This is a genomic window from Actinoplanes ianthinogenes, assembly GCF_018324205.1.
Taxonomy (GTDB): Bacteria; Actinomycetota; Actinomycetes; order Mycobacteriales; family Micromonosporaceae; genus Actinoplanes; species Actinoplanes ianthinogenes.
On record NZ_AP023356.1, the window covers coordinates 8,222,955 to 8,249,331 of the forward strand.

31 protein-coding genes are annotated in these 26,377 nt (G+C 72.0%); 19 read left to right on the forward strand and 12 right to left on the reverse strand.

Features of this window, described 5'->3' with window-relative positions; genetic code table 11:
* Positions 1-18 precede the first annotated feature (18 nt).
* From Aiant_RS36965 to Aiant_RS36975, 3 genes are all read right to left on the reverse strand, one after another.
* The gene (locus Aiant_RS36965; RefSeq protein ID WP_189331610.1) at positions 19-1,581 is read right to left on the reverse strand and encodes a GGDEF domain-containing protein; all 1,563 of its coding nucleotides are present in this window, start codon (positions 1,579-1,581) and stop codon (positions 19-21) included.
* Between the two features lie 106 nt (positions 1,582-1,687).
* A complete protein-coding gene (locus Aiant_RS36970) occupies positions 1,688-2,335 on the reverse strand; it encodes an aggregation-promoting factor C-terminal-like domain-containing protein (protein WP_189331609.1) in 648 nt (215 codons plus the stop codon).
* On the reverse strand, positions 2,332-2,709 hold the full coding sequence (locus Aiant_RS36975) for a MerR family transcriptional regulator (protein ID WP_189331608.1): 378 nt from the start codon (positions 2,707-2,709) through the stop codon (positions 2,332-2,334). The genes Aiant_RS36970 and Aiant_RS36975 overlap by 4 nt, the downstream gene beginning before the upstream one ends.
* Positions 2,710-2,797: 88 nt before the next feature.
* On the opposite strand from Aiant_RS36975, the gene Aiant_RS36980 reads away from it, so the two are divergent.
* The 6 genes from Aiant_RS36980 to Aiant_RS37005 all read left to right on the forward strand — a co-directional run bounded on the left by Aiant_RS36980 (position 2,798) and on the right by Aiant_RS37005 (position 7,386).
* Positions 2,798-3,613, forward strand: a complete 816-nt coding sequence (locus tag Aiant_RS36980; protein ID WP_189331859.1) for a DUF72 domain-containing protein — start codon at positions 2,798-2,800, stop codon at positions 3,611-3,613.
* A gap of 124 nt (positions 3,614-3,737) precedes the next feature.
* Complete coding sequence (locus Aiant_RS36985) at positions 3,738-4,103, forward strand: LLM class flavin-dependent oxidoreductase (protein ID WP_212846629.1); 366 nt, start codon at positions 3,738-3,740, stop codon at positions 4,101-4,103.
* On the forward strand, positions 4,073-4,714 hold the full coding sequence (locus Aiant_RS47150; RefSeq protein WP_425322644.1) for a DUF397 domain-containing protein: 642 nt from the start codon (positions 4,073-4,075) through the stop codon (positions 4,712-4,714). Before Aiant_RS36985 ends, Aiant_RS47150 begins: the two co-directional genes overlap by 31 nt.
* A gap of 93 nt (positions 4,715-4,807) precedes the next feature.
* Positions 4,808-5,851 (forward strand): glycoside hydrolase family 32 protein, encoded by a 1,044-nt coding sequence (locus Aiant_RS36995; RefSeq protein WP_189331607.1) that lies wholly within the window; start codon positions 4,808-4,810, stop codon positions 5,849-5,851.
* A 10-nt stretch (positions 5,852-5,861) separates the two neighbouring features.
* The gene (locus Aiant_RS37000) at positions 5,862-6,290 is read left to right on the forward strand and encodes a DUF1810 domain-containing protein (protein WP_189331606.1); all 429 of its coding nucleotides are present in this window, start codon (positions 5,862-5,864) and stop codon (positions 6,288-6,290) included.
* Positions 6,291-6,672: 382 nt separating this feature from the next.
* Positions 6,673-7,386, forward strand: a complete 714-nt coding sequence (locus tag Aiant_RS37005) for an HAD family hydrolase (RefSeq protein WP_189331605.1) — start codon at positions 6,673-6,675, stop codon at positions 7,384-7,386.
* A gap of 15 nt (positions 7,387-7,401) precedes the next feature.
* Here Aiant_RS37005 and Aiant_RS37010 read toward each other — a convergent pair whose 3' ends face one another.
* On the reverse strand, positions 7,402-8,898 hold the full coding sequence (locus tag Aiant_RS37010; RefSeq protein ID WP_189331604.1) for a HEAT repeat domain-containing protein: 1,497 nt from the start codon (positions 8,896-8,898) through the stop codon (positions 7,402-7,404).
* Between the two features lie 111 nt (positions 8,899-9,009).
* On the opposite strand from Aiant_RS37010, the gene Aiant_RS37015 reads away from it, so the two are divergent.
* The 4 genes from Aiant_RS37015 to Aiant_RS37030 are packed head-to-tail and all read left to right on the forward strand — an operon-like array spanning position 9,010 to position 11,471.
* Entirely contained in the window at positions 9,010-9,753 is a 744-nt protein-coding gene (locus tag Aiant_RS37015) for a hypothetical protein (protein ID WP_189331603.1), read from the forward strand.
* Positions 9,750-10,130, forward strand: coding sequence for a GntR family transcriptional regulator (locus Aiant_RS37020; protein ID WP_189331602.1), 381 nt, complete (start codon positions 9,750-9,752; stop codon positions 10,128-10,130). Before Aiant_RS37015 ends, Aiant_RS37020 begins: the two co-directional genes overlap by 4 nt.
* 49 nt (positions 10,131-10,179) lie before the next feature.
* Positions 10,180-10,566, forward strand: a complete 387-nt coding sequence (locus Aiant_RS37025) for a DoxX family protein (protein ID WP_189331601.1) — start codon at positions 10,180-10,182, stop codon at positions 10,564-10,566.
* A gap of 20 nt (positions 10,567-10,586) precedes the next feature.
* Positions 10,587-11,471: an RNA polymerase sigma-70 factor gene (locus Aiant_RS37030; RefSeq protein ID WP_189331857.1), complete on the forward strand. Its 885-nt coding sequence runs from the start codon at positions 10,587-10,589 to the stop codon at positions 11,469-11,471.
* Positions 11,472-11,653: 182 nt separating this feature from the next.
* Here Aiant_RS37030 and Aiant_RS37035 read toward each other — a convergent pair whose 3' ends face one another.
* Positions 11,654-12,148: a hypothetical protein gene (locus Aiant_RS37035; protein ID WP_229830262.1), complete on the reverse strand. Its 495-nt coding sequence runs from the start codon at positions 12,146-12,148 to the stop codon at positions 11,654-11,656.
* A 59-nt stretch (positions 12,149-12,207) separates the two neighbouring features.
* Between Aiant_RS37035 and bluB the strand changes: the two genes are divergently transcribed.
* The gene (bluB, locus tag Aiant_RS37040; RefSeq protein ID WP_189331600.1) at positions 12,208-12,822 is read left to right on the forward strand and encodes a 5,6-dimethylbenzimidazole synthase; all 615 of its coding nucleotides are present in this window, start codon (positions 12,208-12,210) and stop codon (positions 12,820-12,822) included.
* A gap of 1 nt (position 12,823) precedes the next feature.
* On the opposite strand, the gene Aiant_RS37045 is transcribed toward bluB, so the two are convergent.
* On the reverse strand, positions 12,824-13,183 hold the full coding sequence (locus Aiant_RS37045; RefSeq protein ID WP_189331599.1) for an MmcQ/YjbR family DNA-binding protein: 360 nt from the start codon (positions 13,181-13,183) through the stop codon (positions 12,824-12,826).
* 23 nt (positions 13,184-13,206) lie between these two features.
* Between Aiant_RS37045 and cutA the strand changes: the two genes are divergently transcribed.
* Complete coding sequence (cutA, locus tag Aiant_RS37050; protein ID WP_189331598.1) at positions 13,207-13,533, forward strand: divalent-cation tolerance protein CutA; 327 nt, start codon at positions 13,207-13,209, stop codon at positions 13,531-13,533.
* Here cutA and Aiant_RS37055 read toward each other — a convergent pair.
* Both Aiant_RS37055 and Aiant_RS37060 read right to left on the reverse strand, forming a co-directional pair.
* On the reverse strand, positions 13,523-14,272 hold the full coding sequence (locus Aiant_RS37055; RefSeq protein ID WP_189331597.1) for a discoidin domain-containing protein: 750 nt from the start codon (positions 14,270-14,272) through the stop codon (positions 13,523-13,525). The genes cutA and Aiant_RS37055 overlap by 11 nt on opposite strands.
* Positions 14,269-15,813, reverse strand: a complete 1,545-nt coding sequence (locus Aiant_RS37060) for an alkaline phosphatase D family protein (RefSeq protein WP_189331596.1) — start codon at positions 15,811-15,813, stop codon at positions 14,269-14,271. The genes Aiant_RS37055 and Aiant_RS37060 overlap by 4 nt, the downstream gene beginning before the upstream one ends.
* A gap of 201 nt (positions 15,814-16,014) precedes the next feature.
* Between Aiant_RS37060 and Aiant_RS37065 the strand changes: the two genes are divergently transcribed.
* The 4 genes from Aiant_RS37065 (at position 16,015) to Aiant_RS37080 (ending at position 19,092) form a co-directional block, all read left to right on the forward strand.
* Positions 16,015-16,647: an HNH endonuclease family protein gene (locus Aiant_RS37065; RefSeq protein WP_189331595.1), complete on the forward strand. Its 633-nt coding sequence runs from the start codon at positions 16,015-16,017 to the stop codon at positions 16,645-16,647.
* Positions 16,648-16,885: 238 nt separating this feature from the next.
* Complete coding sequence (locus Aiant_RS37070; protein ID WP_189331594.1) at positions 16,886-17,617, forward strand: hypothetical protein; 732 nt, start codon at positions 16,886-16,888, stop codon at positions 17,615-17,617.
* Positions 17,618-17,681: 64 nt separating this feature from the next.
* A complete protein-coding gene (locus Aiant_RS37075) occupies positions 17,682-18,509 on the forward strand; it encodes a CPBP family intramembrane glutamic endopeptidase (protein ID WP_189331593.1) in 828 nt (275 codons plus the stop codon).
* A gap of 85 nt (positions 18,510-18,594) precedes the next feature.
* Positions 18,595-19,092, forward strand: a complete 498-nt coding sequence (locus Aiant_RS37080) for a pyridoxamine 5'-phosphate oxidase family protein (RefSeq protein ID WP_189331592.1) — start codon at positions 18,595-18,597, stop codon at positions 19,090-19,092.
* A gap of 42 nt (positions 19,093-19,134) precedes the next feature.
* On the opposite strand, the gene Aiant_RS37085 is transcribed toward Aiant_RS37080, so the two are convergent.
* Positions 19,135-20,808 carry a discoidin domain-containing protein gene (locus Aiant_RS37085; RefSeq protein WP_189331591.1) on the reverse strand — a complete coding sequence of 558 codons (1,674 nt, stop codon included), beginning with the start codon at positions 20,806-20,808 and terminating at the stop codon, positions 19,135-19,137.
* Positions 20,809-21,026: 218 nt separating this feature from the next.
* On the opposite strand from Aiant_RS37085, the gene Aiant_RS37090 reads away from it, so the two are divergent.
* Genes Aiant_RS37090 through Aiant_RS37100 form a run of 3 tightly spaced genes read left to right on the forward strand, consistent with a single transcriptional unit; the run spans position 21,027 to position 22,672 of the window.
* Positions 21,027-21,593 (forward strand): sugar O-acetyltransferase, encoded by a 567-nt coding sequence (locus Aiant_RS37090; RefSeq protein ID WP_189331590.1) that lies wholly within the window; start codon positions 21,027-21,029, stop codon positions 21,591-21,593.
* The gene (locus tag Aiant_RS37095; protein ID WP_189331589.1) at positions 21,586-22,134 is read left to right on the forward strand and encodes a TetR/AcrR family transcriptional regulator; all 549 of its coding nucleotides are present in this window, start codon (positions 21,586-21,588) and stop codon (positions 22,132-22,134) included. Before Aiant_RS37090 ends, Aiant_RS37095 begins: the two co-directional genes overlap by 8 nt.
* Positions 22,135-22,156: 22 nt before the next feature.
* Positions 22,157-22,672 carry an NUDIX domain-containing protein gene (locus Aiant_RS37100; protein WP_229830260.1) on the forward strand — a complete coding sequence of 172 codons (516 nt, stop codon included), beginning with the start codon at positions 22,157-22,159 and terminating at the stop codon, positions 22,670-22,672.
* Here Aiant_RS37100 and Aiant_RS37105 read toward each other — a convergent pair.
* The 3 genes from Aiant_RS37105 to Aiant_RS37115 form a co-directional block, all read right to left on the reverse strand.
* Positions 22,615-24,459: an AfsR/SARP family transcriptional regulator gene (locus Aiant_RS37105; protein ID WP_189331587.1), complete on the reverse strand. Its 1,845-nt coding sequence runs from the start codon at positions 24,457-24,459 to the stop codon at positions 22,615-22,617. The genes Aiant_RS37100 and Aiant_RS37105 overlap by 58 nt on opposite strands.
* Positions 24,460-24,483: 24 nt before the next feature.
* Complete coding sequence (locus Aiant_RS37110; protein ID WP_229830258.1) at positions 24,484-24,723, reverse strand: DUF4242 domain-containing protein; 240 nt, start codon at positions 24,721-24,723, stop codon at positions 24,484-24,486.
* A 106-nt stretch (positions 24,724-24,829) separates the two neighbouring features.
* The gene (locus Aiant_RS37115; RefSeq protein ID WP_189331585.1) at positions 24,830-26,308 is read right to left on the reverse strand and encodes a GGDEF domain-containing protein; all 1,479 of its coding nucleotides are present in this window, start codon (positions 26,306-26,308) and stop codon (positions 24,830-24,832) included.
* Positions 26,309-26,377: the final 69 nt, after the last annotated feature.

Sequence of the window (26,377 nt, forward strand, 5' to 3'; positions counted from 1 at the left end):
GCCGGGCATCCGGACGGGTCACCCTCGGTCGTCGGCCTGGTCGGCGAACGCCGTCAGGTACGGCTCGGGCTCCGGGACGTGCAGGCGCCAGGCGTTCTCCGGCTTCTGCAGTTTCGCGGCGTACATCGCGAGGTCCGCGTCGTGCAGCAGCTTCCGGATCGCCTCGGCGTTGCCGTCCGGCAGCGCCGCCGCCTCCATGACGGCGACGCCGATGCTGGCGCCGGGGTTCCGCGGCTGGCCGGCGATCATGACCGGCTCGGCCATCGCATCGATGATCCGCTGGGCCACCGTGACCGCGCCGACGCTGCCACCGCAGTTGTTCAGCACCACCGCGAACTCGTCACCGCCGAGCCTGGCCACGGTGTCGGACCCGAGAATGCTGTCCTTCAGGATCCCGGCGAACGCGACCAGCATGGCGTCACCGGCCTCATGCCCGAGCGTGTCGTTGATCTGCTTGAAGCCGTTCATGTCGATCTGCAGCACCCCGACCGGCGTGCCCAGGCGGCGGCTGCGCTCGAGAGCACGAGCCAGACTGGCGTGCAGCTGCCTGCGGTTCGCCAGGCCGGTGAGGTTGTCGGTCACGACCAGCTGGTGGTTCTCCCGGAGCGCCACCAGCTGCCGAGCGGCCACCGCCCCGGTGACCAGCGCGGCGCCGGCCACCAGACCCGCCCAGGGGTAGAGACCGGCAAGCCACGCCGCCCAGAACAGCACCAGGTAGGCCACCCCGGTGGCGACGTACGGCAGCGAGCTCACTCGCCGCAGCGGCTCCTCCTGGCGCTCGGCATGACGCTGCCGGCTCGCCTGGTGGCACTGCAGGGCGGCGGCGAAGGCCATCAGGTACCAGGCGGTGAGCCAGCATCCCAGCTGCCATGTCGGTGTGCCACCGGCGTGCGGGTGGCTCTTGATGTAACCGAGGTAGGCGTCGCCGACGATCAGGAAGGAGAGGGCGGCGATCAGGAACAGCACCGGCTTGCGGTCGGCGGTGGTGCCCCGGACCAGCACGATGACGGCGCCCAGCAGCAGCGCCAGATCACCGAGCGGGTAGCCCATCGCGGTGGCCAGTTGCAGAGCGGACAGGTCACCGGCGGCGACCGTCGGCCCGATGACCAGGAACCAGAGGATCATGAAGCCGCAGCCCACCACGGTCAGCACGTCCAGCAGGTTCTTCGCCGCCTCCCGGCGGCTGCGGCCGGTGGTGGGGAAGGTGAGCAGCCCGGCCAGCATCGCCGGCGGGAAGAACGCGTGCGCCAGGTCGCCGAGGGAGGGGACGACGGCCGTGTTGCCGGCCTGGCCGGTCGCGGCATAGCCGGCGATCGACAGGATCAGGGCGGCCGAGCTCACCGCGATCAGCGCCCAGGCCCGCCGCGATCGGCCCGACAGTCCCCGATGACGCCAGGCGCGGACACCGAAACCGAGAGCGATGAGGTTGCCGGACAGGAACCCCACCGGGATCACGGTCGCGAAGAAGACGGCGCTGCCACGGGTCGCCAGGAACGCTCCGGCGAGCACCAGGTAGGCGCCGGCGATCACGATCAGGCTCCAGGGCAGGCGCCGTCGTCCGGGCGTCCCGCTTCGCTGCATCACCGCTCCCCTCTCACCACCGCTGCCGCGGTGGTGCCACTTGGGGCACATCGGTCGGAACCCGGCGAAGTTGAACGCTTCCCGCGCGATGGGCGTACCGAAAGATCTAGTAGTTGTTGTATTTCTCGGAGTGAGCCCAGGCGCCGCAGGGGGTGTCGTAGCGCTTCTTGATGTAATCCAGGCCCCACTTGATCTGCGTGGCCGGATTGGTCTTCCAGTCGGCGCCGAACGCGGCCATCTTGCTCCCGGGCAGCGACTGCGGAATCCCGTACGCCCCGGAGCTGCGGTTCTCCGCCCGGTAGTTCCAGCCGCTCTCCTTGGCCCACAGCTTGTTCAGGCAGGCGAACTGGTCCAGCCCGAACCCGGCCTGCAAGGTGAGCGCGCACCCGATCGCCCGGCTGCCGCTGAACTCGTTGCAGGACTTCGGGATCTCGCCGGTGAAGGCCGCCGGACCGGCCGCGGCGGCCGCTTTCGCCTTCTTGACGCTCTGCTCCAGGTCCTTCGCGTCGGCGGCGGCGGCCCTGGCGACCGCGGCCGCCTTCTGCTGGGCCGCGTTCTCGGCGACGGTCTGCCGGGCGCGGGCCGCGGCATGCTCGTTCTGCCGGTCCTTGAGCAGCTGCATGTCGGCGATCTCGACCTGCGCGGCGTCCAGTTCGGTGCTCGGGGCCGGTCGCAGCTGTCCCAGGTAGACCCCACCGGCCAGGCCGGCGAGCAGCAGCGCGATCGATGCGACGCGGATCGGGATCCGGGTCACTGAGCCTCCTTGAGCCGAGCGGTCTCGGCACGGTACCAGGCGATCTTGTCGCGCACGCGAGCCTGTTCCCGGCGCAGCCGCGCGACCTTCTCGTCGATCTCCCGGTCGTGCTCGGCGAGCAGCTGGACGCGCTGCTCGGCAGCGTCCGGGCCGTCGTGCAGCAGCTCGGCGAAACGCCGCAGCCGGGCGATCGGCATGCCCGAGTCGCGCAGGCAGCGCAGCAGCCCGATCCGGCTCAGGTCGTCGTCGGAGAACACCCGCTGCCCGCCGGTGGTCCGTTCGATGCCGTGCAGCAGCCCGATCCGCTCGTAGTAGCGCAGTGTGTCGATGCTGACGCCGATCTTCCCGGCGACCTCACCCGGCGTGTACGGCATCCCGACCTCCCCGTGAGAAAGGGTGACCGTACCCGGATACCGTTGCCCCGTGCGATCCGGTGTCCAGGCCCTGCACGTGGGCTGCGCGATGTGGTCCCTGAAATCCTGGCCGTTCTCCCGGCCGCCCGGGGAGAAGCTGCGCGCCTACGCGGGGTGGTGCAACGCGGTCGAGGGCAACACCACGTTCTACGCGACTCCGGCCCGGCAGACCGTGACCACCTGGGCCGAGCAGACCGCCCCCGACTTCCGCCTGATCCCGAAGATCCCCAAGCGGATCACCCACGAGCTGCGGATGCAGGGCGCCGAGGAGGAACTGCGCAGCTTCCTGGACGCGATCGAGCCGCTCGGCCCGCGCGCCGCGGCGCTCTGGATCCAGCTGCCCGGGTCCTTCGGACCCGCCGACACCGCTGTCCTCTCCCGGTTCCTGCGCTCCCTGCCGGCACATTTCCGGTACGCCGTGGAGGTCCGCCACCCGGATTTCTTCGCCGACCCCCGTGGTCTGGAACGGGTCCTGGCCGAGCACGGCGCCGAGTGGGTCCCGTTCGACACCGTCGCGTTCTTCGACAGCCCGCCGACCAGCGACGCCGAGCGCGACGCCTGGCTGAAGAAGCCACGCATGCCCCGCCGCGACACCGCCCTCACCGACCGCCCGATCCTGCGTTACCTGGGCCGCGACGATCCCGCCCGGACCGTGGCCGGCTGGCAGCCGTGGGTGGCCACGGTCGCCGGCTGGCTGCGCGAGGGCCGCTCACCGACGGTCTTCGTGCACACCCCGGACAACGCCGACGCCCCGGAGCTGGCGCGGCGATTCCACGCCGAGGTCCGCGCCCAGGTCCCGGAGCTGCCGCCGCTGCCCGACCCGGCCCCGCTCCCGGTGCCCGACGAGCCGCTGACCCTCTTCTGACAGCGCCCGCCGCAGCAGGTCGCGCAACCGCTCCGCGTCGACGGAAAAGACCGCCTCGGCCCGCGCGTACGCCCGGTCGCCCTCGTCCAGCGCCCGCCGCCCGGCCGCGGTCAGGTGCACCAGGTTGCGCCGCCGGTCGGCGGGGTCGGGGCACCCGGCGCTGCTCGCCAAGATGGCGGCCGTCGTCGACCACGTCAGCGGCGGCCGGCTCGACCTCGGGCTGGGCGCCGGGGGAGACCCGGGCGCCGACGAGATGCTCGGCCTGCCCGTGCTCGCGGCCCGCGAGCGTGTCGAGCGGCTCGGCGAGGCCGCCCAGGTGCTGCGGCGGCTCTGGACCGAACCGGTGGCCGGCTTCGACGGGACGTATTACCGGCTGCTCGACGCGGTCTCCGACCCGAAGCCGGTGCAGCGCCCGATGCCGCTCTGGCTGGCCAGCAACGGGGAGCGGCGCGCCTGCGGGTGGTCGCCGAGCGGGCCGACGTGTGGCTGACCGCCACGTTCGACACCGAGCCGGGCGACCTGGTCCGGCTCGCCGGCGTGCTCGACCGGCACTGCGCCCAGGTGGGCCGGAATCCGTCGAGCCTGCGCCGGGCCGTGCAGTTCCCGGTGCCGCCGACGCCGGACGCGCTGCTGCGGGCGGCCGCCGCGTTCGCCCGGGCCGGCTTCACCGAGCTGATCCTGATGCCGCGCGGCGGGGAGCCGGCCGCCCTGGACCGGCCCGCTGAGCTGCTGCCGGAGCTGCGCGCGGCGGATGAACCTTTTCCGTCTCGTGCCGCACGGGCGGAAGCACGTGCATCGATCGTGCCGTTCCGGAACGTAAGACAAATCTCGGACAGTCTCGGTTCTGAGCAATGCTCAGAATATCCCCGGAGGTGCGAGATGACAGAGAAGACCTATGCCGCGAAGTTTGACCGGCTCACGGCGGTCTGGCGCCGGAGCACCCGGAGCTACTCGGACAACTGCGTGGAGGTGGCCGACCTGCCCGACGGGGGCCGCGCGGTTCGTGACTCGAAAAATCCCGACGGACCGATCCTGTTCTTCACCCCGTCCGAGTGGGCGGCGTTCGTCGGCGGCGCGAAAGACGGTGAATTCGACAACTGACCCGGCATTGGCACTCTGCGCTCTGGCGCCGGCGACCCGGCGATGTTACGCAGAGGCATGGATGTTGGACCGGGTGTGGGGCTCCGGCCCCGGATGCACTACACACCGCGCGACGGCCGGGTCGGCGAGGTGCTCGGAGTGCTCCGGGTCGACGGGCGGTACCACCTGTTCTACGAGCACCGCACCGCCGACGACGAGGCCATGGGCTGGGGTTCGGCGGTCTCCGACGACCTGGTGATCTGGCGGGAGCGCCCGGTCGCCGCGGTCCCGGCCGAGCGCGGTCTCCCGCGCTGCGGGTCGGTCGTCGACGGCCCGGTGCTGTTCCACTCCCGGGTCGGCGAGGGGGTCTGGCGCGCGACCGCCGCGCCGGACCCCGGCGGCTGGCGGGCCGATCCGGCGCAACCGGTGCTCGGCCCGGTGACCGAGGGCTTTTCCGGACTGCGGGACCCGTTCGTCTGGGCGGCCGCCGACGGCTGGCGCATGCTGGTCGCGGCCACCCCGCCGAACGGGGGCTCCGCGATCCTGCACTACCGCTCGGCGGACCTGCTGACCTGGGACTACGACGGGGTGCTCGCGGCGCGCGCGGACGCGGCGTGGGGCTGCCCGCGGCTGTTCGAGGTGGACGGCGAGTGGGTGCTGCTCGTGGCGGGCGCCGATCCGTCGTACGCGATCGGGGTCTATGACGGCCGTGACTTCACCGCCCGCGTCTGGGGCGTCTTCGGCCGGGGCCGGCTCGGCCCGGCCGCGCCGTTCCTCGACGCGGCCGGCCGCCGGTGCGTCCTGGCCCGGGTCGGCGGCCCGGAGAGCGACGGGTCCCTGTGGGCGGGCACGCTCAGCATTCCCTGGATCCTTTCGGTACGCGGTGAGCACCTGCTCGCCACCCCACACCCCCACCTGGACCGCTACCTGGTCAACGGCGTGGCCGGCCTGACCGCGGTGGCCGGCGAACTCCGCGACCACGGCGACCTGATCCTGCGGATGCCACCCGGCGGCGAGACGACGGTGCTGGCCGACGCGGACATCGTCGAGGTGACGGTGGAGGGGGTGAGCGGACTCGGCGCGGCCCGCCGCTCGGTGCCCGGGGATCCCGGCGCCCACATCGCCCGCATCGCCGGTCCGGGCTGGTCGACGACCTAGACTGGGACGGATGATTGACCTGGAACGGTTCGTCCGCGCCCAGGACGGCGTCCATGAGCAGGCCCGCGCCGAGCTGGCCGCGGGCAGCAAGCGCTCACACTGGATGTGGTTCGTCTTTCCCCAGCTGGCCGGTCTGGGCTCGAGCCCGACCGCACAGGCCTATGCGATCCGGGACCTCGCCGAGGCCCGCGCCTACCTCGCCCACCCGGTGCTCGGCCCGCGCCTCGTCGAGTGCGCCGAGACGCTGCTCGCCGTCGAGGACCGCACCGCCGCGCAGATCTTCGGCTACCCCGACGACCTCAAACTGCGCTCGTCGATGACCCTGTTCGCCGAGGCCGCCGACGATCCCGCGGTCTTCCGGCAGGTCCTGGACCGCTATTACGACGGCCCCGACCCGCGAACGCTGCAACTCCTCGGCCTCCCGCAATCCGGCCGGTGACGCCGCCCCTGGCCTCCCGCGAATCGATCGTTGACGCCGCTTGCGGGCTTGTTGGGATCGCCCGGTGACGCCGTCCGTCGGCCTCCCGCGAATCAATCGGTGACGCCGCTCGTGGGCTTTCTGGGGCCGGCCGGCGGCGCTGCCCGTCGGCCCGCGAACTGATCGGTGACGGCGCTCGCGGACTTGCCGGGACCGGTCGGCGACGGCGCTCGCGGACTTGCCGGGACCGGTCGGCGACGGCGCTCGCGGACTTGCCGGGACCGGTCGGCGACGGCGCTCGCGGGCTTTCTGGGGCCGGCCGGCGACGCTGCTCTCGGCTCCCTCGGGTGGGCGGTGATGCAGCTCATCGAGGTCGTCGGGCGGCTCGGCTAGGGTCGCTGGCATGCTCGACACCGCCACGCCCGCGTTCGATGCCGTGCTCTTCGACTGTGACGGGGTGCTGGTCGACTCCGAGCGGATCACCAACGCGGTGCTGCGCGCCATGCTGCACGAGCTCGGCTGGCTGATCAGCGAGGCGGACTGTTTCCGGCTGTTCGTCGGCCGGGCGCTGGCCGACGAGGTCGGGGTGATCGAGGAGCACACCGGGTTCGCGGTCACCCCCGAGTGGATCGCCGAGTTCCGCCGGCGCCGCAACGCGGCCCTCGCCGCCGACCTGCGCGAGATCCCCGGCGCGGTGACCGCCGCCCACGAGATCGACCGCCTGTTCGCCGGTCGCCTGGCCTGCGCGAGCGGCGCCGACCGCGCCAAGGTGGAGCTCCAGCTCACCAAGGTCGGCCTCGACCGCGTCTTCGCCGGCAAGATCTTCAGCGGCATGGAGATGCCCCGCAGCAAGCCCGCGCCGGACGTCTACCTGGCCGCGGCCGCCGCCCTCGCCGTCGACCCGGCCCGCGCCGCGGTCATCGAGGACACCCCCACCGGCGTCCGCGCCGGCGTCGCGGCCGGCGCCACCGTTTTCGGCTACTGCCCGCCGGACAGCCTGGCCCACCACGAGCCCGGGGTCCTGCTGGCGGCCGGCGCCACCCACATCTTCACCACCATGTCCGACCTGCCCGCCCTGCTCACCCACCTCCCGTCACCCACCGCCGACGCCCACTGATCACTCGCGCCGCCGTCAGATCTTCAGGGCGCCGGACGGGCTCGGCCGCCCGGCGTTGCAGGACGTCGAGGCGAGCACCGCCCGTCCGCCCACCGTGGTCTGTGGCCCGAACCCGCTGGGATCGACCGAGATCCGTGCGGCAACGGTCGTGGCGTGCGCCTCGTCCGGAATCGCCAAATCCCGCTTCACCTGCTCATATCGAGCTTGGAACGCCACCGGGTCGTGAACGTCGACCCCGGCGAAGGCGTCCACCGGGAACCCGTCCTCGTGCGGCAACCGGAAGCCCTCCTCCGCCGGGTGGCTGTCCCCGATCTGATCCTCCGGTTCGAAGGCGTCGTAATACCGCACCACCTCACCCCGCTCCGCGAGACTCCAGGCCGTCCAGCCGTCGCCGCAACTCGCTCCATACCAATGGGCGGCGCCGAACCTCTCACTGAGTGCCCCGAGCCGGGCGAACACCGCCTCCCGGAAGCTGTCGCCGGCCACGTGCGGACTGCCGAAGACCAGGGTCCAGCCGTCCAGGACGGGAGTGACATACATCCGGCGGCACGTGCGGTGCTCCCGGTCGGCGGACCAGTCATGGTGGTCGTGGTTCCACGCCGACTCACCCAGCCGCATCGTCACCGGCACCGGCTCGACCAGGCCGAACGCGTCGAGCACCGCCCCCTGATCCCCGGTCGGCAGCGCGAACCACGAGCCGCAGAGATGCATCGGCCCCGGCACCTCACCGTCGGCCTTGACCGCGATCAGCCGGCTCACCGCGGCCTGGTCGGCCGCCTCCAGCAGATCCCAGCCCCCGATCCCGGCCAGCGCGGTCAAAGCGGCGGCCCGCCGCCGCCCAGCCCGCACCCGCCCGCCCGGCGTCGGCCCGCTCGGCGCCTGCTCGCCCTGCGCCCGGTCAGCTCGCGCTTGCTCGGCCCGTGTCTGGCCGCCCGGCGCCTGCTCGGCCCGCGTAGGCGCCGGCTTGCCTAGCGACAGTGGTCCGCCCTCACCCGGAGCCGGAGCAGACCCGCGCCGGATCGCGTGCAACAACGGCACCCCGACTGCCCCGATCGCCTGGAACGCCCAAACCGCCCGCTGCCGCACCCCCTCGTCCGGATCGCCCAGCAACTCCGCCAGCTCCGGCAGAAACGGCTCCGCCCGCTCCTGCAAACCCTGGAACACATAGGCCGCCGACCGCCGCACCGCCGGACTCGGATGCCGCAACGCCTCCCGGTAGACCGCCGGCTCAACCCCGGACAACCCGTGAAAGGTCCACCCGCACCGCCGCGCCATCTCCCGCTCGGTGGCCGCCGCCAGCGCGTCCCGGACCGGCTCGAACGCCGGCAACCCGATCTCCCGCAGCACCATCCCGCTGTCGCTCCAGTCGACCGGCGAGCCGACGTCGCAGAGCACGGCCAGCACCGGCCCCACAGCCTCGGCGCCGCGCGCGACCAGCGCGGCCCGCGCCGCCAGGACCCCGGCCGAGTTCCGCTCGCCGGCGAGTTGCTCGATGAGTTCGTCGATCCGCACGGAACAGGAGTACCAGCCGGGTCCGACAATTTCCGGCCTTGTACCGAGGACTTGATACAAGAGCGGGAGATCGCTAGCTTGTACCAACGATCCGGTACAAGGAGGATGAGCATGACCCTCAGTGGGCGATGCCGCGCGGCCGGGCTGGCCGTCGGCGCGGGGCTCGGGTTCGCGGTGAGCCGCAGCTGGCTGTTCGACTACGCGCCGGTGATCCTGGCCCTGGCGGTCGTCATCGGGATGCTCGCCGGGGAGGCGGTCACGCCCCGGCCGGCCCGCGAGCCGGGCGGCGCCAGCCTGCGTGTCCGGCGGATCGGTGACTACCTCGCCTGGCCGGATCTGGTGCTGATCGGCCTGCTCGGAGCCGGGGTCGCCGGCTTCACCGAGCTGCGGACGCCGCCCCGGCCCGGTCATGAGGTGGACTACTTCGGGACCGCCGAGCCGGTGACCCTGATCAGCACGTTCGTGACCCTGGGGCTGCTCGCGGCGCTGACCGCGGTGCTCGTGTGGCGGATCGTGCGCAGCCCGCGGCGCGGGGACGACGAGGCCTGGCGGCAGGCCCTGGTGCAGCGGGTGGTGCACGGATGCGGGGCGGTCTTCGCGATCGTCTTCACCGCGCTCGCCTTCTGGTACGCCGACCATGAGCTCGACTGGCGCGGCGGCGGGGGTTCGCCGGTGTGGGGCTATGGGCTGAGCCTGCTCGCCGGGGCTGGACTCGTGCTGGTCGCCCACTTCGCCGGCACCCTGGTCCGCCCGTCCACGCCACCCGAGCTGGCGAAGAAAGGCGAGGAAGGCCAGGAGGGCGCGGAAAGCCCGCAAGGCGCGGGAGGCGCTCGGGAAGGCACGTCCGCCCGATGACCCGTTCCCCCGTCATCCGGGTCGACCCGCACTCCGCCATCCCGCCCTTCGAGCAGGTCCGGCAGCAGATCGCCGACCTGATCCGGCTCGGCGTGCTGGCCGCCGGCGACCGGCTCCCGCCGGTCCGCCAGCTGGCCCAGGACCTGGGCCTGGCCAACGGAACGGTGGCCCGCGCCTACCAGGAACTGGAGACCGCCGGGTTCGTGGTGACGAAGCGGGCGGCCGGCACCCGGGTCGCCGCCCTCCCCGATCCGTCGCCGGAGGCACGCGCCGCCGCCGTGGCCCAGCTGGCGCGGGACTTCGTGCTGGCCGGGCGCCGGCTGGGTGTCGGTGAGGCGGAGCTGACCGAAGCCCTGGCCGCCGCCCTCCGGGAGTGACCTGGGCCACACCGTGTCACGCGTTCGCCGCGCGTGGTGTCTGGTGGCCATGAACCTCGCACTGTGGATCGCCGGCGGACTGCTCGCCCTCGTCGCCCTGGTCGGCGGCCTCACCAAGACCATCGTTCCGCGGGAGAAGCTGGCCGCGGCGCCCGGCGGAGAATGGACGGGCAGCGCGAGCGCCGGATTCGTGAAGGCTCTCGGCGTACTGGAAATTCTTGCGGCGATCGGTCTGGTCCTGCCCGCCTTGACCGGCATCGCGCCGGTCTTCGTGCCGATCACCGCGGGCTGCTGGATCCTGCTGATGATCGGCGCGCTGATCACGCATTACCGCACCGAGGGCGTCAGCGCGGTGATGCTGCTGAACGTCACCTATCTTGCTCTCGCGGTGTTCGTCGCCTGGGGGCGGTTGGGTCCCGAGTCGTTCACCGCCTGATCCGGAAGGTGCTCGACGTGATGCGCGACCCGGCGACCGAGGCGTTCGTGACGCACCGGAACCTGCTGTTCACCGTCGCCTACGAGATGCTCGGCTCGGCGGCCGACGCCGAGGACGTGCTCCAGGAGACGTGGCTGCGCTGGGTTCAGGTGGACGTCGATCAGGTTCAAGATCAAAGAGCTTATCTGGTACGTACGACGACCCGCCAGGCGCTGAACCGGCTGCGCACCCTGAGCCGCCGCCGGGAGTCGTACGTCGGACCGTGGCTGCCCGAGCCGATGCTCACCGCGCCGGACGTGGCCGAGGACGTGGAGCTGGCGGAGAGCGTCTCGATGGCGCTGATGCTGGTCCTGGAGACGCTGACGCCGACCGAGCGGGCGGTCTTCGTCCTGCGCGAGGCGTTCGACCTGGACTACGACGAGATCGCCGCCGCGGTCGGCAAGACCCCGGCGGCCGTCCGCCAGATCGCGCACCGGGCCCGGCGGCACGTCAACGCCCGTCGGCCGCGGGCGGCGGTCACCGCGGCCGAGACCCGGGCCGCGCTCGACTCGTTCCGGCGCGCGCTGGCCACCGGTGACCTGCAGAACCTGCTCGACGTGCTGGCGCCGGAGATCGTGCTGGTCAGCGACGGCGGCGGGATCAAGCAGGCGGCGGTCCGCCCGGTCGTCGGGGCGAGCAAGGTGGCCCGTTTCATGCTCGGCGGGATCGGCAAGATCACCGAGGCGCTCACCCTGGAACCGACCGTGGTCAACGCCGGCCCGGCCCTGCTGGTCCGCCTGGACGGCCACCTCGACGGCATCATGGCGGTCCGGGTCGAGAGCGGCCTGATCGTCGGCCTGTACTACGTCCGCAACCCGGAGAAACTCACCCGTCTCGGCGCCGAGACCCGGCTCAGCCGCCACTGACCCGGCTCACCACACGGACTGCCTGCGGCGCCGCTCCTTCTTCCGCTCGGCGTGACAGCGCGCCGCGTTCACCACGCCGAGCACCGGCGCGACGAAGACGTAGCTGCTGACCCAGACCTCGTCACTGTCCCCGAGGATCAGGTAGGCGGAATAGGCCAGGAACGCGGCGGCGAAAGAGGGGCTCAGTCGTCCGCGGCGACGATCAGGGTCAGGTGGGTGGGGGTGAGCGCCACGAACTCGTGGAACTCGACGTGGACGCCGCCCCAGTCGTGGAACGCCTCCCGGCCGAGACCACGCAGGCGGTAGAGGGTCTCCGCGGCTCGCAGCGTGGCGTGAAGATGCGTTTCGAGGTCGGAGCGGATCGCCCGGGAGACGGGGGCGTGCTGCTCGGCCCAGGAGCGGAGCAGTTGCTCGGCCGCCTCGGGGGCGGCTTGCTCGTACGAGTCGGGAGTGATGCGGGCCCGCCAATACGGCCCGTGTCGGTCCGGATCGTCACCGGCCTCGCCGCCGCCGTAATCGTGTCCGAACAGGCTGTGCCCGGTCAGGGCGGCGAGCAACTCGCGGTCGTGGCCGGCGGCGGGGGACTGAGCCCGACGGAAATGCTGGACATCGACCCATTGGTAGGTGCCGTTGCGGAAGTTGATGAAGGTGTGGGCGTCGGGGATCAGCAGCGTCATCCGTCCATGATCAATGGGGGGTGGCGGGGGCCGGGGGATCGATCTGACAGAGTCGGGGGGTGTCCGTTTATGACGTCATTCATCGCCGCCGGGACGTGCGGGGCGAGTTCACCGGCGAGCCGCTTGCGGATGGCGTACTGGAAAGGGTGTTGACCGCGGCGCACGCCGCGCCGAGCGTCGGCCTCTCGCAGCCGTGGGATTTCGTGGTGATCCGGGATCGGGAGGTGCGGGCGCACTTTCACCGGCACGTCCACGAGGAGCGTGAGGTCTTCGCCGCGACGCTGACCGGGGAGGAGGCCGAGCGGTTCGCGCGGATCAAGATCGACGGGATCCTGGAGTCGACGCTGTCGATCGTGGTCACCTACGACCCGGAGCGGGGCGGGCCGGCCGTGCTGGGGCGGCACGCGATCGCGGACGCCGGGCTCTACTCGGTCTGCCTGGCCGTGCAGAACCTGTGGCTCGCGGCGACCGCGGAGGAGCTCGGCGTCGGCTGGGTCTCGTTCTACCGCGAGGAGTTCCTCCAGAAGCTGCTCGGCATCCCGGAGCGGATCCGGCCGGTCGCCTGGCTCTGCCTCGGCCCGGTCACCCGGCTCCAGGACGTCCCCGACCTGGAGCGGCACGGCTGGCGGACCCGCCGCCCGCTGGACGCCGCCCTGCACCAGGACCGCTGGTGAGTCAGGCGTCCGGGTCGGTGCCGGCGGGGGCGCGCATCCGCCAGGCGTCGGTGACCAGCTCGGTGAGGCGCTCGACGGTGACCGCGGGCAGCCGCAGCATCACCAGCGGGAGCCCGTCGTAACCCGGGACCGTGAAGAACAGCTCCGGCTCACCGAGCAGCAACGCCTGTTTCTCCGCCTCGTCGCCGACGAACAGCACCGCGACATCGGTGCGGATCACCCGCGGCTTGCCGGGCAGACGCTCCGGATACGACCAGACGAACCCCTTGTTGCCCACCCGGAAGTCGAAACCGTCACTGTCGATCTCGACCACCTCGGGCAGACTCAGGGCGAGCCGCCGTACGTCCTCCGCATCCGCCATGCCCCGAACACTAGTGTGACCCTGTGACAGAGACGGTCTGCGAAGTGGTGATCACCGCGAGCGACGCGGAGTGGCTGGCGGCGTTCACCCGGCGGCTGGTGGAGCGGCGTCTCGCCGCCTGCGGGCACACCATCACGGCGATCCGGTCGATCTATCGCTGGCAGGGCGCGGTGGAGGACGAGGCGGAGGCCCGTGTCGCGCTGCACACCCGGTTGTCGCTGGTCGACGCGATCGTCGAGGTGGCCGAGCGGGAGCATCCCTACGAGGTGCCGTGCGTGCTGGCGATGCCGGTGGCGGGCGGAAATCCCCGCTACCTCCAGTGGGTCCTCGACGAGACGGCTACCGGATGATGACCTCGGCGAGGCGGGACTGATCGTTCACCCCGTTGCCGGCAAGCGCGACGATCCGCACCGCCTTACTACGCCGCGGAGTAAATTTCGCGATATTTCGGACGGCGGTGTTCCCGCGCACCGACCGCACCGTCGCCCACCCCGCCGGCACGGCGACCTGCACGTCCCAGTCCCGCAGCCCCGCCTCCGCGGTCGTCACCACCTCCACCTGGCTGATCCGCTGCGACTGATCCCAGTCGACCTGCCACCAGTCCGGCCACCGTTTCCCGGTCGTGTCGTTCCACATGGTCCCGGCGTTCCCGTCGATCGCCGCACACACCGGCCCTCCGGCCCGCGCCGACGAGGCGCTCACCCGGGCCGCCAACCGCATCAGATCCGCCCCCGCGGGCGGCGTGCTGATCGTGACCGGGACGACCGTGACCTTCCCGCCGGTGCCGCTGATCCGGATGTGGTAGGTCCCCGGCCTGGCCCCGTCCGCCGCCCGGACCGCGACCGGAACGCTCCGGGTGTATCCCGGCGGCAGCCAGCTGGAGATCAACCGCCGGGGGAGGTGCACCGCGGGATCGGCGCTCAGCTCGGTGTCCGCATAGGTCGGCGTCTTCCCGCTGTTGGTCATGCGCACCACGAGATCCCGGCCGTTGCACTGGCCCGTCATGATCGCCAGCGACGGCGGCTCGGCAACCACCGGATCGAGCCCGCCGATCAGCCCCAGCACCATCAGTCCCGCCGTCCAGCTCATGCCGGCACCAGCCCGGGCCGCCCGCGCTCCGAGACGAACGAGGCCCGGGTGGAAATCGACCCTCCGCGCTTCGTCACCTGCGACATCACCCGGAAATCCGCCCGCAGCCGATCCCGGGTCAGCTCACAGCGCACGTATCCCCGCTGCGCGTTGGCCAGCCGCAGGTGCGGATTGAACTTCATCTGCATGTCCAGCTGCGGAGTCCGGTCACTCCCGTCCCCGCCACTCGTGATCGAAGTGCCCACCAACTCCACCGCCACCACCGGCGCCTCCGGCCGGACCCGCAGGTCGGCCGCATAGTTGTAGTGAATGTCCCCGGACAGCACCACGGTCCCCGGCATCGTCCCGGCGAGCGACAGGATCCGTGCTCGATCCGCCGTGTACCCGTCCCACTTGTCCATGTCCAACCGGTTGGCCGGCCCGCCGAACCGCAGCTCCGCCATCATCACCTGCTGCGCGAGCAGGTTCCACCGCGCCGGAGATCGCCCCATCTTCTCCAGCAGCCAGTCCCGCTGCGGCGCCCCGAGCAGCGTCCGCCGCGGATCGTCCCGATCCGCACACCCGGCCCGCAGATTGTCGCCGCAGGCCTGATCCGACCGGTACTGCCGGGTGTCCAGCACGTACGCGTGCGCCAGGTCCCCGAACCGGAACCGCCGGTACAGCGACATGTCCGGACCGGCCGGTTGCCGCGGCGGGCGTAGCGGCTGGTTCTCCCAGTACGCCCGGTACGCGTTGGCCCGCCGCACCAGGAAATCCGCCGCCGGCGTCGTGGTGAACCGCGGCACCCCGCCCGCATAGTTGTCCTGCACCTCGTGGTCGTCCCAGGTCAGCACCCACGGCCCGGCCGCGTGCGCGGCTTGCAGGTCCGGGTCGGTGCGATAGAGCGCGTACCGCATCCGGTACAGATCGAGCGTGTCGGTCTCCAGCTCGAAGGTGTCCGGTAGCTTCAGCGTGGCGTCCATCCGGCTCCCGCCGGCGCTGGTGATCGCCCCCTCATAGATGTAGTCCCCGAGGAAGAAGACCAGGTCCAGGTTCTCCCCGGCGAGATGCCGCCACGCCTCGTAGTAGCCGTCCCCGTAGGCCTGGCAGGACGCGATCGCGAACCGCATCGCGTCCGGCGACGCGTTCTTGGCCGGCGCGGTCCGGGTCCGGCCGACCGGGCTGAGGTGCCCGCCGCTGCGGAACCGATAGAAGTACTCCCGTCCCGGCCGCAGCCCCTGCACGTCGAGATGCACCGAGTGCCCGTACTCCGGCCGCGCCACCGTCTCCCCGGCGCGCACCACCGTCCGGAACCCGCTGTCCTCGGCGACCTGCCAGGACACCGGGCAGGGGACCGGCGGCAGCCCGCCCGCCGGTTCCAGCGGCCGCGGCGCCAGCCGGGTCCAGAGCAGCACCCCGGTCAGCAGCGGATCCCCCGAGGCGACACCCAGGGTGAACGGAAAGCCGCTGCGCACCGGCCCGCCGGCCCGCGCCGACGCCGGGACCGAGGCGACCAGAGCCGCCCCGCCGAGCGCGAAGAGACGGCGCCGAGGAAGCAGCATCCCCACTCCATTTCACAAAATTTCCGGACACATGAAGCTAACGAGGATGACGCCGAAAATGCGGATGTTCCCGCCCGGTACACACGTACGAAACGATCTTCGCGCGCGAGAAACGCGGAATTCACCGGCGAACCCATCCATGGACGTCGACGCCCCGTAGATCTTCGGTGTCCCCGTTCCATCCCCCGATGGGAGCACCAGATGCGCCTCGTCACCCGTGTCCTCGCCACCGCGGCCACCGCCGCGATCGCCGCCGGCCTGCTGGCGTCCCCGGCACAGGCCACCCCGCCGAACATCCCGTCCAAGGCGACCGCCCAGACCGAACTCGCCGCGCTGACCGTCGCCGCCGAGGCCAACGCGAGCACCTACGACCGCGACCTCTTCCCGCACTGGATCACCATCAGCGGCACCTGCAACACCCGCGAGACCGTCCTCAAGCGCGACGGCTCCAGCGTCGTGGTCAGCTCCGCCTGTGCCGCCGCCAGCGGTTCCTGGTACTCCCCGTACGACGGCGCCACCTGGACCGCCGCCGCCGACCTGGACATCGACCACGTCGTCCCGCTCGCCGAAGCCTGGCGCTCCGGCGCCAGCGCCTGGACCACGAGCAAGCGCCAGAGCTTCGCCAACGACCTCACACGTCCGCAACTGATCGCCGTCACCGACAATGTCAACCAGGCCAAGAGCGACCAGGACCCGAGCACCTGGCAGCCGTCGGTCGCCGGCTACCGCTGCACGTATGCCCGCATGTGGATAGCCGTCAAGTACTACTGGGGCCTCACCCTGCAGTCCTCCGAGAAGACCGCCCTCCAGACCATGCTCAACTCGTGCGGCTGATCCCTCTGATCTGACCGCTCGTGATGTCTGACCGCTTCTGATCGCGGCCGCCGCATCCCTTGCGGCGGCCGTCGTCGCAAAACCCGATTTTGTACGCCTGCGCAGACTCCCCGTGGCTACCCGCGACGCCCGCTCCACCGGCGGACCGCCCGGCGACCGCCGGGCTGAATCCCGGGTCGGGGAACGCCGGGATAGTGTTCGCCACACACATCGTCATGAATGTCGCCGGGGAGAGATCGTGATCGCGCGCCGCCAAGCCCTCTGCCTCCTGGCCGTCACCGCGCTGGCCGGCTGCGGATCACCGGCAGGCGCCCCCGCCTCGGCCGGCGTTCCAGTCTCCGCCGCCGCCCCGGCCGCCGACGAGTTCCGGACCGCCCTCACCGAGCTCCAGACGATCACCTACCGCTACGCCGCCGACGCTCAGTACCGGAACCCCGCCGACCCCCGGCACCGCGACGTGAGCCGGATCCACGTCGCCGGCGCTCACGACCCGGCCGCCAAGGCCTTCACTCGCGAGTACCGGGACGGCGACGGCGCCGGCGCCGAGATCGGCAAGATCACCGTGCTGGACCGGGTCGCCTACACCTGGACCGGCCGGGACCGGACCTGGAACCAGGTGAATCTCGCGGTGTTCGACCCGAAGACGTTCCTGCTCGCCGTCGACCCGGGAGACCCGGCCGGTCTGGCCGCCTTCACCCGGTCGGTCGACCGGGTGACCCGGACCGGCAGGTACACCTTCGAGGGAACGCTCGACCTGAGCCGGGCCGGCGACGACAGCTTCCTCCCGCTCGGCGCCCCGGGCCTGCTGACGTCCGGCGACGACGGTGCCTCGTTCACCGCGAAGACCGACGTCGTGGGCCACGTCACCGAGATCGTCGTCACGCTGCGTACCCAGGGCGAATCGCTGGTGCAGACCATCCAGTTGATCGGGCACGGCGAGCCGGTGGACATCACGAAACCGAAGAAATGAGATCGTCCGGGACAGGTGTGACAATTGGTTCATGCGGCGCCCACCAGGTAGCCTCGCCCGCGCCATGTCAGACCTCACCGCCGACCTCCCCCAGGTCTCCCCGCCCGCCTCCGGCTCCCCGTTCCTCGCAGCAGGCGCCGTGGCCGACCACCCGTCCAGCGTCGCGCACGCCGCGGCCCACCCGTCCCGGCGTCGTCTCGCGCTCGTGCTCGGCGTGGTCGTCGCGATCCTCGCCGCGGTCAACGTCGCGGACAAGTACGGCCCGCCGCACACCGGCCTGATCGCCGGCCCGCTCGTCGCGCTGATGCTGGTCCTGCTCGCCCGCCGGGCCGGCCTGTCCTGGCACGCCCTGGGCCTGTCCCGCCGCACCCTGCTCCCCGGCTTGAAGTACGCCGTCGGCGCGGTCCTGGTCGTCGCCGTGGTCTACGCGATCGGCGCGGCCGTCCCGGCGACCCGGGTCGCGTTCCACGACGTGCGCTACCACCTGCACCCGGGTGCCGCCCTGCTCACCGCGTTCGTGATCGTCCCGCTCGGCACCGTGCTCCTCGAGGAGGTCGCCTTCCGCGGCGTGCTGATGGGTCTGGTCGACCACCACCGCGGCGCCACCTGGGCGAGCATCACCTCGTCGGTCCTGTTCGGCCTCTGGCACATCCTGCCGTCGCTGCGCCTGGCCCAGGTGAACCAGGCCGTCGGCGCCACGCTCGGCGTCGGCGCGACCGGCCGCTTCCTGGCGATCCTGGGCGCGGTCGCCTTCACCGCCCTGGCCGGCCTGCTGCTCTGCGAGCTGCGCCGCCGCTCCGGCAGCCTGCTCGCCGCGGCCGGCCTGCACTGGGCGACGAACGGCCTGGGACTGCTGATCGCCACGGCGCTGGCGGCCACGAGTCTGAGCTGAACGCCGGCGGGGCGTACCGGAAATGGATCTGACCGGGCCGGGAAGCGGACCCGTTTTGTCAGAGGGGGCCGCTAGGGTCGGCCGCATGCTGGAAACCCCGGAAGAGCTGGCCGAGCTGCAACGGCTGCTGGAGAGTTCGCTCGCGGGCTCGACCGCGCACCTGCAATCGATCGTCGCCGAGCGGACCCTGACCGCGGAGCAACTGGCCGGGGTCCTCACCGGCATGTGCACGCTGTCGCTGGCGACCGTCACGGCCCGCGGCGAGCCGCGGATCAGCGCGGTCGACGGGCACTTCCTGCACGGCCGGTGGATCTTCGGCACCGCCCGCACCGCGGCGAAGGCCCGTCATCTGGCGTCCCGCCCCGAGGCCAGCGTGTCCCACCTGCGCGGTGAGGACCTGGGCGTCTTCGTGCACGGCCGGGCCGAGGCGATCGACCTGACCGCCGAGCCCGGCCTGCTGGACTATCTGCGACAGTTCTACGGGGCAGACGCGTTCGACTGGACCACCGAGGTCGTCTACTACCGCCTGCACCCGCACTTCATGACCGTCTACGCCCCCGACTTGGCGAAACTCAAGCCGTGAAACCCGCGGTGAGGCCAGGGGGCCGGCCTCACCGCGGCTCTCTCACTGGTAGACGCGGACGTAGTCGACCAGCATCCGGCTGGGGAACGGGGTGGTGCTGTCGATCGGACCCGGGAAGTCGCCACCGACCGCGAGGTTCAGGATGAGGTAGAACGGGTGGTCGTAGATCCACGGCCCACGCGTGTTCTCCACGGTGTCCTTGCTGGCGTTGAGGATCAGCGTGTTGTCGAGGAAGAACCGCATCCCCTTGCTGTCCCACTCGACCGCGTAGACGTGGAAGTCCTGGGAGAGGTCCACCGTCGAGAGCTTCTGGCCGTAACCGCCCGCCCCGTTGTACGCCGGCGCGTGCAGCGTCGAGTACACCTCGTTGGTGTTGCGGCCCAGGATCTCCATGATGTCGATCTCGCCGTTGTACGGCCACGGGCGGCCCTGGAGGAAGTCGGCGCCCATCATCCAGAACGCCGGCCACAGGCCGTTGCCCTTCGGCACCTTGATCCGCGCCTCGACCCGGCCGTACTGGGTGTGGAACTTGTTGCTGGTGTTCATCCGTGCCGAGGTGTACTGCCGGCCCTGGTAATCCTGCTTGCGAGCCTCGATGACCAGCTGGCCGGCGCCGTTCATCGACGCGTTCTCGCTGTTCGGCGTGTAGTACTGGACCTCGCCGTTCTGCGGGACGCCCGGGTCGTACGTCCACTTCGCGGTGTCCGGCTTGACGCCGTTCGCGCCGTTGAACTCGTCGGAGAAGACCAGGCGGGTGGCCGGGAACGTGGGGTCGGCCGGCTTGGCGGGCGGGTCGACCGGGTTGCCGCCGGTGCCGTAAACGCTGAACTCCCAGAGCGAGTACCCGTACGGGCCACTGCGGGCGGTGCCGTACATCCGCACGTACCGGCCGGTGCCGGTGGCGTTGATGACGTCCTTCAGGCCGTCACCGGTGGTGGTGGAGTAAATGCTCGTCCAGGTGGTGGCGTCGTTCGACACCTGGATCTGGTAGGACTTCGCGTACGCCGGATCCCACTGGAGCACGACCTGGCTGACCTGTGCCGTGGCGCCCAGGTCGACGTAGATCCAGCCCGGGTCCACCCAGCCGGTGGTGGAGCTGGTCGCCCAGCGGCTGGCCGGGTCGTTGTCGAACGCCTTGTCCGCGGTGCACGGGTTGCAGTTCACGTCGTTCTGCTCGGACGAGGCGCGCGCCGGTTTGGCGTACGAAAGCAGCTTGTTGGTCGGGTTGGTGGTGCCGCCGCCGGAGAACACCTGGAACTCCCAGAACGAGTATCCGTAAAGCTCCAGGGCGCGCTGCGTCAGGTTGATCCGGACGTAGCGGGCGGTGCCGGAGACGGGGATGCTCTGCTGGCCGCCGGTGCCGGTGCTGGTCGCGTAGGCCTGGGTCCAGGCGTTGCCGTCCGCGGAGAACTGGATGGTGAACGCCTTGGCGTAGGCGTTCTCCCAGTTGATCGCGATCCGGCTGATCGAGGTGGACGCGCCCAGGTCGACCTGGAACCACTGGCTGGCGGCGAAGGCGCTGGACCACCGGGTGCCGTTGTCGCCGTCGTTGCCGGAGCTCGCCGGGGTCCCGGCCCACTCCGACGACGAGGCGGTGGACGGCTTGTTCTGCGAGACCAGCGTCTCGGCGGCCTGGGCGCCGCTCGGGACGCCGGCCAGTGCGGCGAGAAGGCCGGTCGCGGCGGCGGCGACGGCCCATTTTCGGGCAGGGGACATCGGGGACTCCTCGGGGACGGGGTGTGTGACAAAGCCGTTGCGGGCTGGGGAACAGGCTGTGAAATCGCTCTCTTGCCGGACACTGTGTCGCCGCCACCGACCGGTGTCAATGGCTCCCGGAACCGGTTCCGGCAGCGGTTCCGGCATCAACGCAGGTCACGCGACGGATCGCCGGCGAGTTCCGGAACCTCGGGGCGCCTATGTGTACGCTTGTACACATGACTTCGATGCGGGAGCGCATGCTCGCCGGTGAGCTCTACCTCGCCGACGACCCGGAGCTGGGCGAGGCCGCCCTGCGTGCCTTCGAGCTGATGGACGAGTTCAACGCGACCCCGATCCGCGAGTCCGACCGGCGCCGCCGGCTGCTGACCGAGCTGCTCGGCGAGGTCGGCGAGGGCGTGGAGATCCGGCCGCCGCTGCGGATCGACTACGGCCGGCACCTGCGGATCGGCGCGCGCACGTTCGCCAACTTCGGCCTGGTCGCGCTGGACGTCGCCCCGATCACCATCGGCGCCGACGTGCAGATCGGCACCAACGTGCAGCTGCTCACCCCGACCCACCCGATCGAACCCGGCCCCCGCCGGGACAAGTGGGAGGCGGCCAAGCCGATCAGCATCGGCGACAACGTCTGGCTCGGCTCCGGCGCGATCGTCCTCCCGGGAGTCACCATCGGGGAGAACACGGTGGTCGGCGCCGGTGCCGTGGTCACCCGCGACCTGCCGGCCAACGTGGTGGCGGTCGGCAATCCGGCCCGGGTGATCCGTAGCATCGACCCGGATGACTGACAGACGGACCCGGCGGCACGACCCCGGGCGACGCGACCGGCTGATCGACGCCGCCCTCGAGGTGATCGCCGAGCGGGGCGTCGCCGGGACCACGCACCGCGAGATCGCCCGGGTCGCCGACGTGCCGCTGGGCTCGATGACCTACCACTTCAGCTCGCTGGACGAGGTGCTCGCCGAGGCGTTCACCCGGCACGCCGCGGCCGCCGCCGACGTCTTCGACGAGCGGCTCGGCGCCGCCACCGACCGGGACAGCGCCATCGAGGCGGTCATCGCGCTCATCCGCGACGACCTGATCGGCTCGCCGAAAGACCTGGTCATGGCGGTGGAGCTGTACGTCGCGGCGGCCCGCAACCCGGCGCTGCGGGCGGTCACCCAGGGCTGGATGCAGCGCAGCCGTACCGCGCTGGAGCGGCACTTCGACCCGACCACGGCGCGCGAGCTGGACGCCCTGATCGAGGGCCTGGTGCTGCACAGCGTCCTGTCCACCGACCCGATGACCCCGGACCAGATCCGCCACGCCGTCGAGCGTTACCTGCGCTGATTGAATGTCGCCCGTGGAACGGATGAGCAGTCGCGTGGTGTACCGGAATCCGTGGATGACCGTGCGGGAGGACGAGATCCGCCGGCCGGACGGCAGCCCGGGCATCTACGGCGTGGTGGAGAAACCGGACTTCGCCCTGGTCCTGCCGCGCTGGCGGGACGGGTTCTGGCTGGTCGAGCAGTTCCGGTACCCGATCGGGCGGCGAGCCTGGGAGTTCCCGCAGGGCAGCTGGGGGAGTGGGGCGAGCGGCGACCAGCTCGCCCTGGCGCGGCAGGAGCTGGCCGAGGAGACCGGGCTGCGAGCCGGCACGATGACCCACCTCGGGCACCTCTACGAGGCGTACGGATATTCCACCCAGGCCTTCGACGTGTACCTCGCCACCGACCTGGCCGAGGGCGAGCCGGACCGGGAGATCGGCGAACAGGACATGATCCACCGGGCGGTCACCGACGCGGAGATCACCGAGATGATCCGGTCCGGTCAGATCGTCGACGCGCCGTCGCTGGCGGCGCTCACCCTGTACCGGCTCGGTTCCTGACGGCTCAGCAGCGCGTGCAGCGCCGGGTTCGCGATGTCGCCGGCCAGCAGCCGCGCGGCGTCGTGATCCCCGGCCTGGCCGAGAGCCGCGCCGTGCCACATCGCCCGCACGGTCATCTCCCGCATCCCGGTCCGCGACGCCAGCCGCCGCAGCGCGCCGACCCAGAGCGGGGCGTTCGGATGACCGTGCCGCCGGCCGAGTTCGCACTGCGCGTCGAGGATGTAGGCGTCGAGCCAGACATACGAGTCGGCCATCCGGTTCGACCGCCGCCGGGCGTCGGCGAGCAGCGCGAAGGCCTGCTCGGTACGCCCGGCCGCCTCGGCGGTCAGCGCCAGCGACCGGGCGGAGATCCCCTCCCAGCAGGGGTCACCGAGCTGGCAGGCGCGGGCGAACGCCTGCTGGAGCATGGCACCGGCGGCCGCGGTCTCGGACGCGGCCAGGTGCACCTCGCCGCGCAGCGCCTGCGGCCAGGGCAGGAAGGCCAGCCAGTGGTCCCGCTCGGCGAGCCGGATCGCCGCGTCGAGGTGCTCGGCGGCCGGCTCGACCGCACCGGTGAGCAGGTGCACCCGGCCGAGCATGGACAGCGCGTACGCCTCGGTGCGCGGGTCGGCGCAGGAGCGGGCGAGCTCGGCGGCCCGTTCCAGCAGCCGGGCGGCCGGGGCGTACGCCGCCCGGTCGCTCTCCACCGCGCCGAGGTAGGTGGTGGCCCGGGCGGCGATCGCCCCCGAGTCGCCGGCGACGGCGAGCGCGTCGGTCAGCCGGCGGTGGCTGCGGTCGTACCGGGCGCGCAGGAAGTCGACGTAGCCGATCTCGGCGCGGGCCCGTGCCACGGCGGCCGGATCACCGCCGGCGAGCCCGAGCCGCTCGGCCTCGTAGAGAACGGCCAGCCCCTCCTCGTCCATCCCCCGCATCGAGTGGATCAACGCCTCGGCCAGCCGCAGCCGGGCGGCCAGCCGGGACGGCCCACTCCCGGACCGGTCGGCCAGCCCGATCGCGGTGCGCAGCGACCGGACGCCGGTCTCCACCGCGCCGGCCGCCACCGCCGCCGCGCCCGACTCCACGATCGCCTCGAGGGACGCGTCGTCCGCGACGACCTCCCGTTGCCGCCGGCCCTCACCCATGGCCTGCTCGATCGCCCGCCCCGGAGCGACCCCGAGCTCCTCGCGGAACAGGTCGGTGACCGCCGCGAACTGCTGCTCGGCCGCCCGGTCGTCCCCGGCGAGCCGGTACAGCCGGATCACCAGGGCCTGATGGTTCTCGTCCAGCGGGCTCATCGCGGCGGCCCGCAGCGCCAGCCGGCTCGCCGCCTCGAGATCATCCTCGGCCAGCCGGCCCAGCGCGGCCTCGTGCAGGATCGCCTCGGCCGCCGCGGCGCACCGCCGCCGCTCGGCGAGCAGCCAGGACTCGAACGCCGGGGCGTCCCGGAGGGTGATGCCCTCCAGCAGGTCGGCGCCCAGGCCGGGCAGGCCGACGGCGTCCGTCCAGGCGCCGTGGGTGAGGACGGTGACGTCGACGACGGCGTCCGGTGGCAACCCCAGCACCACCGGATCGCCGTCCAGCGTGACGCCCAGGCAGCGGCGGATCTCGGCAAGTCCCCAGCGCAGGGCCCGCAGCGGGTCCTGCGCCTCGGCGTAGAGCAGGCCGGCGAGCCGCCCCCGGGTCAGCGGGCGTTCGCTGAGGATCAGGCAGGCCAGCAACGCCCAGCTCTTGCGGCTGCGCATCTGGTACGCACCCCCGCCCGGCCGCTCGACCCGGGGCGGACCGAGCAGGTGCACGGTGAGACCCATCGCCGGCTCGGTCCTCTCGCTCGCTCAGCCCTGGGCGCTGATCGGGTAGATCTCGTCGGCCACCAGCCCGTGCGCCTTGCGGTGCACGGTGGTCGCCGCCTCCGCGTCCGGCGCCTCGACCAGGCAGAAGATCTTCCCACCGGCCTCGTCCACCCAGTACTTCAGGTAGTTGACCCCGAAGCCGTCCTGCACGGCCAGGTCGGCCTCGTGCGCGGCGGCGACATCGCCGGCCAGCACACCGTCGCCGACATTGTGGACATCCATGAACAGCGGCACTCTCGTCTCCTGACAGTAGCGGTCCGGGCGTCTCCCGGGCCCGTGCGCTCCATCAGACAGCCGTGCCGTTTGACGCGCCGTTTGACGGATCGCGTCAGGCCGCGGCGACGGTGGCCCGGGGTTCCAGGGACTCCTGCCAGACCGCCCAGCGGGTCTCCGGCCCGAGCGCCTTGGCCCGGTACATCGCCAGGTCGGCGCGGTGCACGATCTCGTCGTGGGTCAGCTCGCCGGGTGCCGAGACCGCCACGCCGATGCTGGCGGCGAGCTCGACCAGCCGGTTGTCGATCACCACGGGACCCATCGTCGCGGCGATCAGGCCGGCCACCTCGTACGCCTGCTCCGGGCGGTCCAGATCGGTCAGCAGCACCGAGAACTCGTCGCCGCCCATCCGGCACGGCAGGCCCGGCGCCCGCACGCAGTGCTTGAGCACCTCGGCGAACTCGACCAGCACCAGGTCACCCGACTTGTGCCCGAGGGTGTCGTTGACCTGCTTGAACCCGTTCATGTCGATCACCAGGACGGCCGAGTGCTTGCCCGTCCGGGCGGCCCGCGCCAGGTTCCGGTACGACATGGCCCGGAACCGGGACCGGTTCGCCAGCCCGGTGAGCCCGTCGGTCAGCGCCCGCTCGTCGCTCTCCCGCTGCACCAGCGTCTGCCGGCACAGCACCAGCGTGCTCAGCACCGACCCGCCGATGGCCAGGCCGCCCCACGGGTACAAAGTCTCCTCCTGCACGGCGGCGGCGAGCATGAGCACGTGCGCCATGCCGACCGCCGCGAACGGCAGGTACCGGCTGCCGCCCCGGTCGGCGCGCGCCTCCCGGGGCCCGGCCGCGAGGGCCCGGCACTGCTCGGCCGCGGCCGCCGCCAGCAGCGCGTCGGTGGTGATCCAGCAGACGAACTGCCACGGCGAGTGCATCTCGAACTGGCCGCGGCCGTGCAGATAGCCGTGCACGCCGTCGCCGGCGAACAGCACCAGCGTGCCGGCCGCGAGCAGCCGCAGCGGGCGCCGCGCGGACGGGTCGCCGCCGCGCAGCAGGGCACGGGCGACCAGGAACAGCAGCGCCAGGTCGGTGATCGGGTAGACGCCGGCGGCGACCACGACGGCGGGCGAGACACCGTGCGCGTCGACGTACGGGCCGAACGAGACGTACCAGAGCAGCACCATGCCGCCGGTGAGGACGGTGCCGGCGTCCAGCGCGGTCTTCCAGCGGTCCCGGCGGTTCATCGGCGCGAGCGGGAACCGCTGCAACGCCACCAGCAGGGCCAGCACGAACACCACGTGCGTGACGTCGTCGGCGGCGCCGATCCCGGCCGCCCGCAGCCCGGCGACCAGCAGCGGCGAGGCGACCAGCACGGCGAGGCTGACGGCGACCGCCCGCCACGCCTGCCGGAGCCGGGGCAGCAGGGCCGCCGACCGGGCCGCCCGGATCGCGGCGATCATGCCGATCACCCCGAAGACCAGCCGGGCCACCTCGACGACGTCCACCCGGGCGGACAGCAGCAGCACGAACCCGGCGAAGAGCAGCCCCAGCACGGCGTGCACGGGTGGCACACGTCTGATCCAGGTGTGCACGAGTCCTCCTCCGGTGCGCTGACCGCGGTCTGATCGGTCACCGCGCGGACCACTTGAGAACCCGTCGAA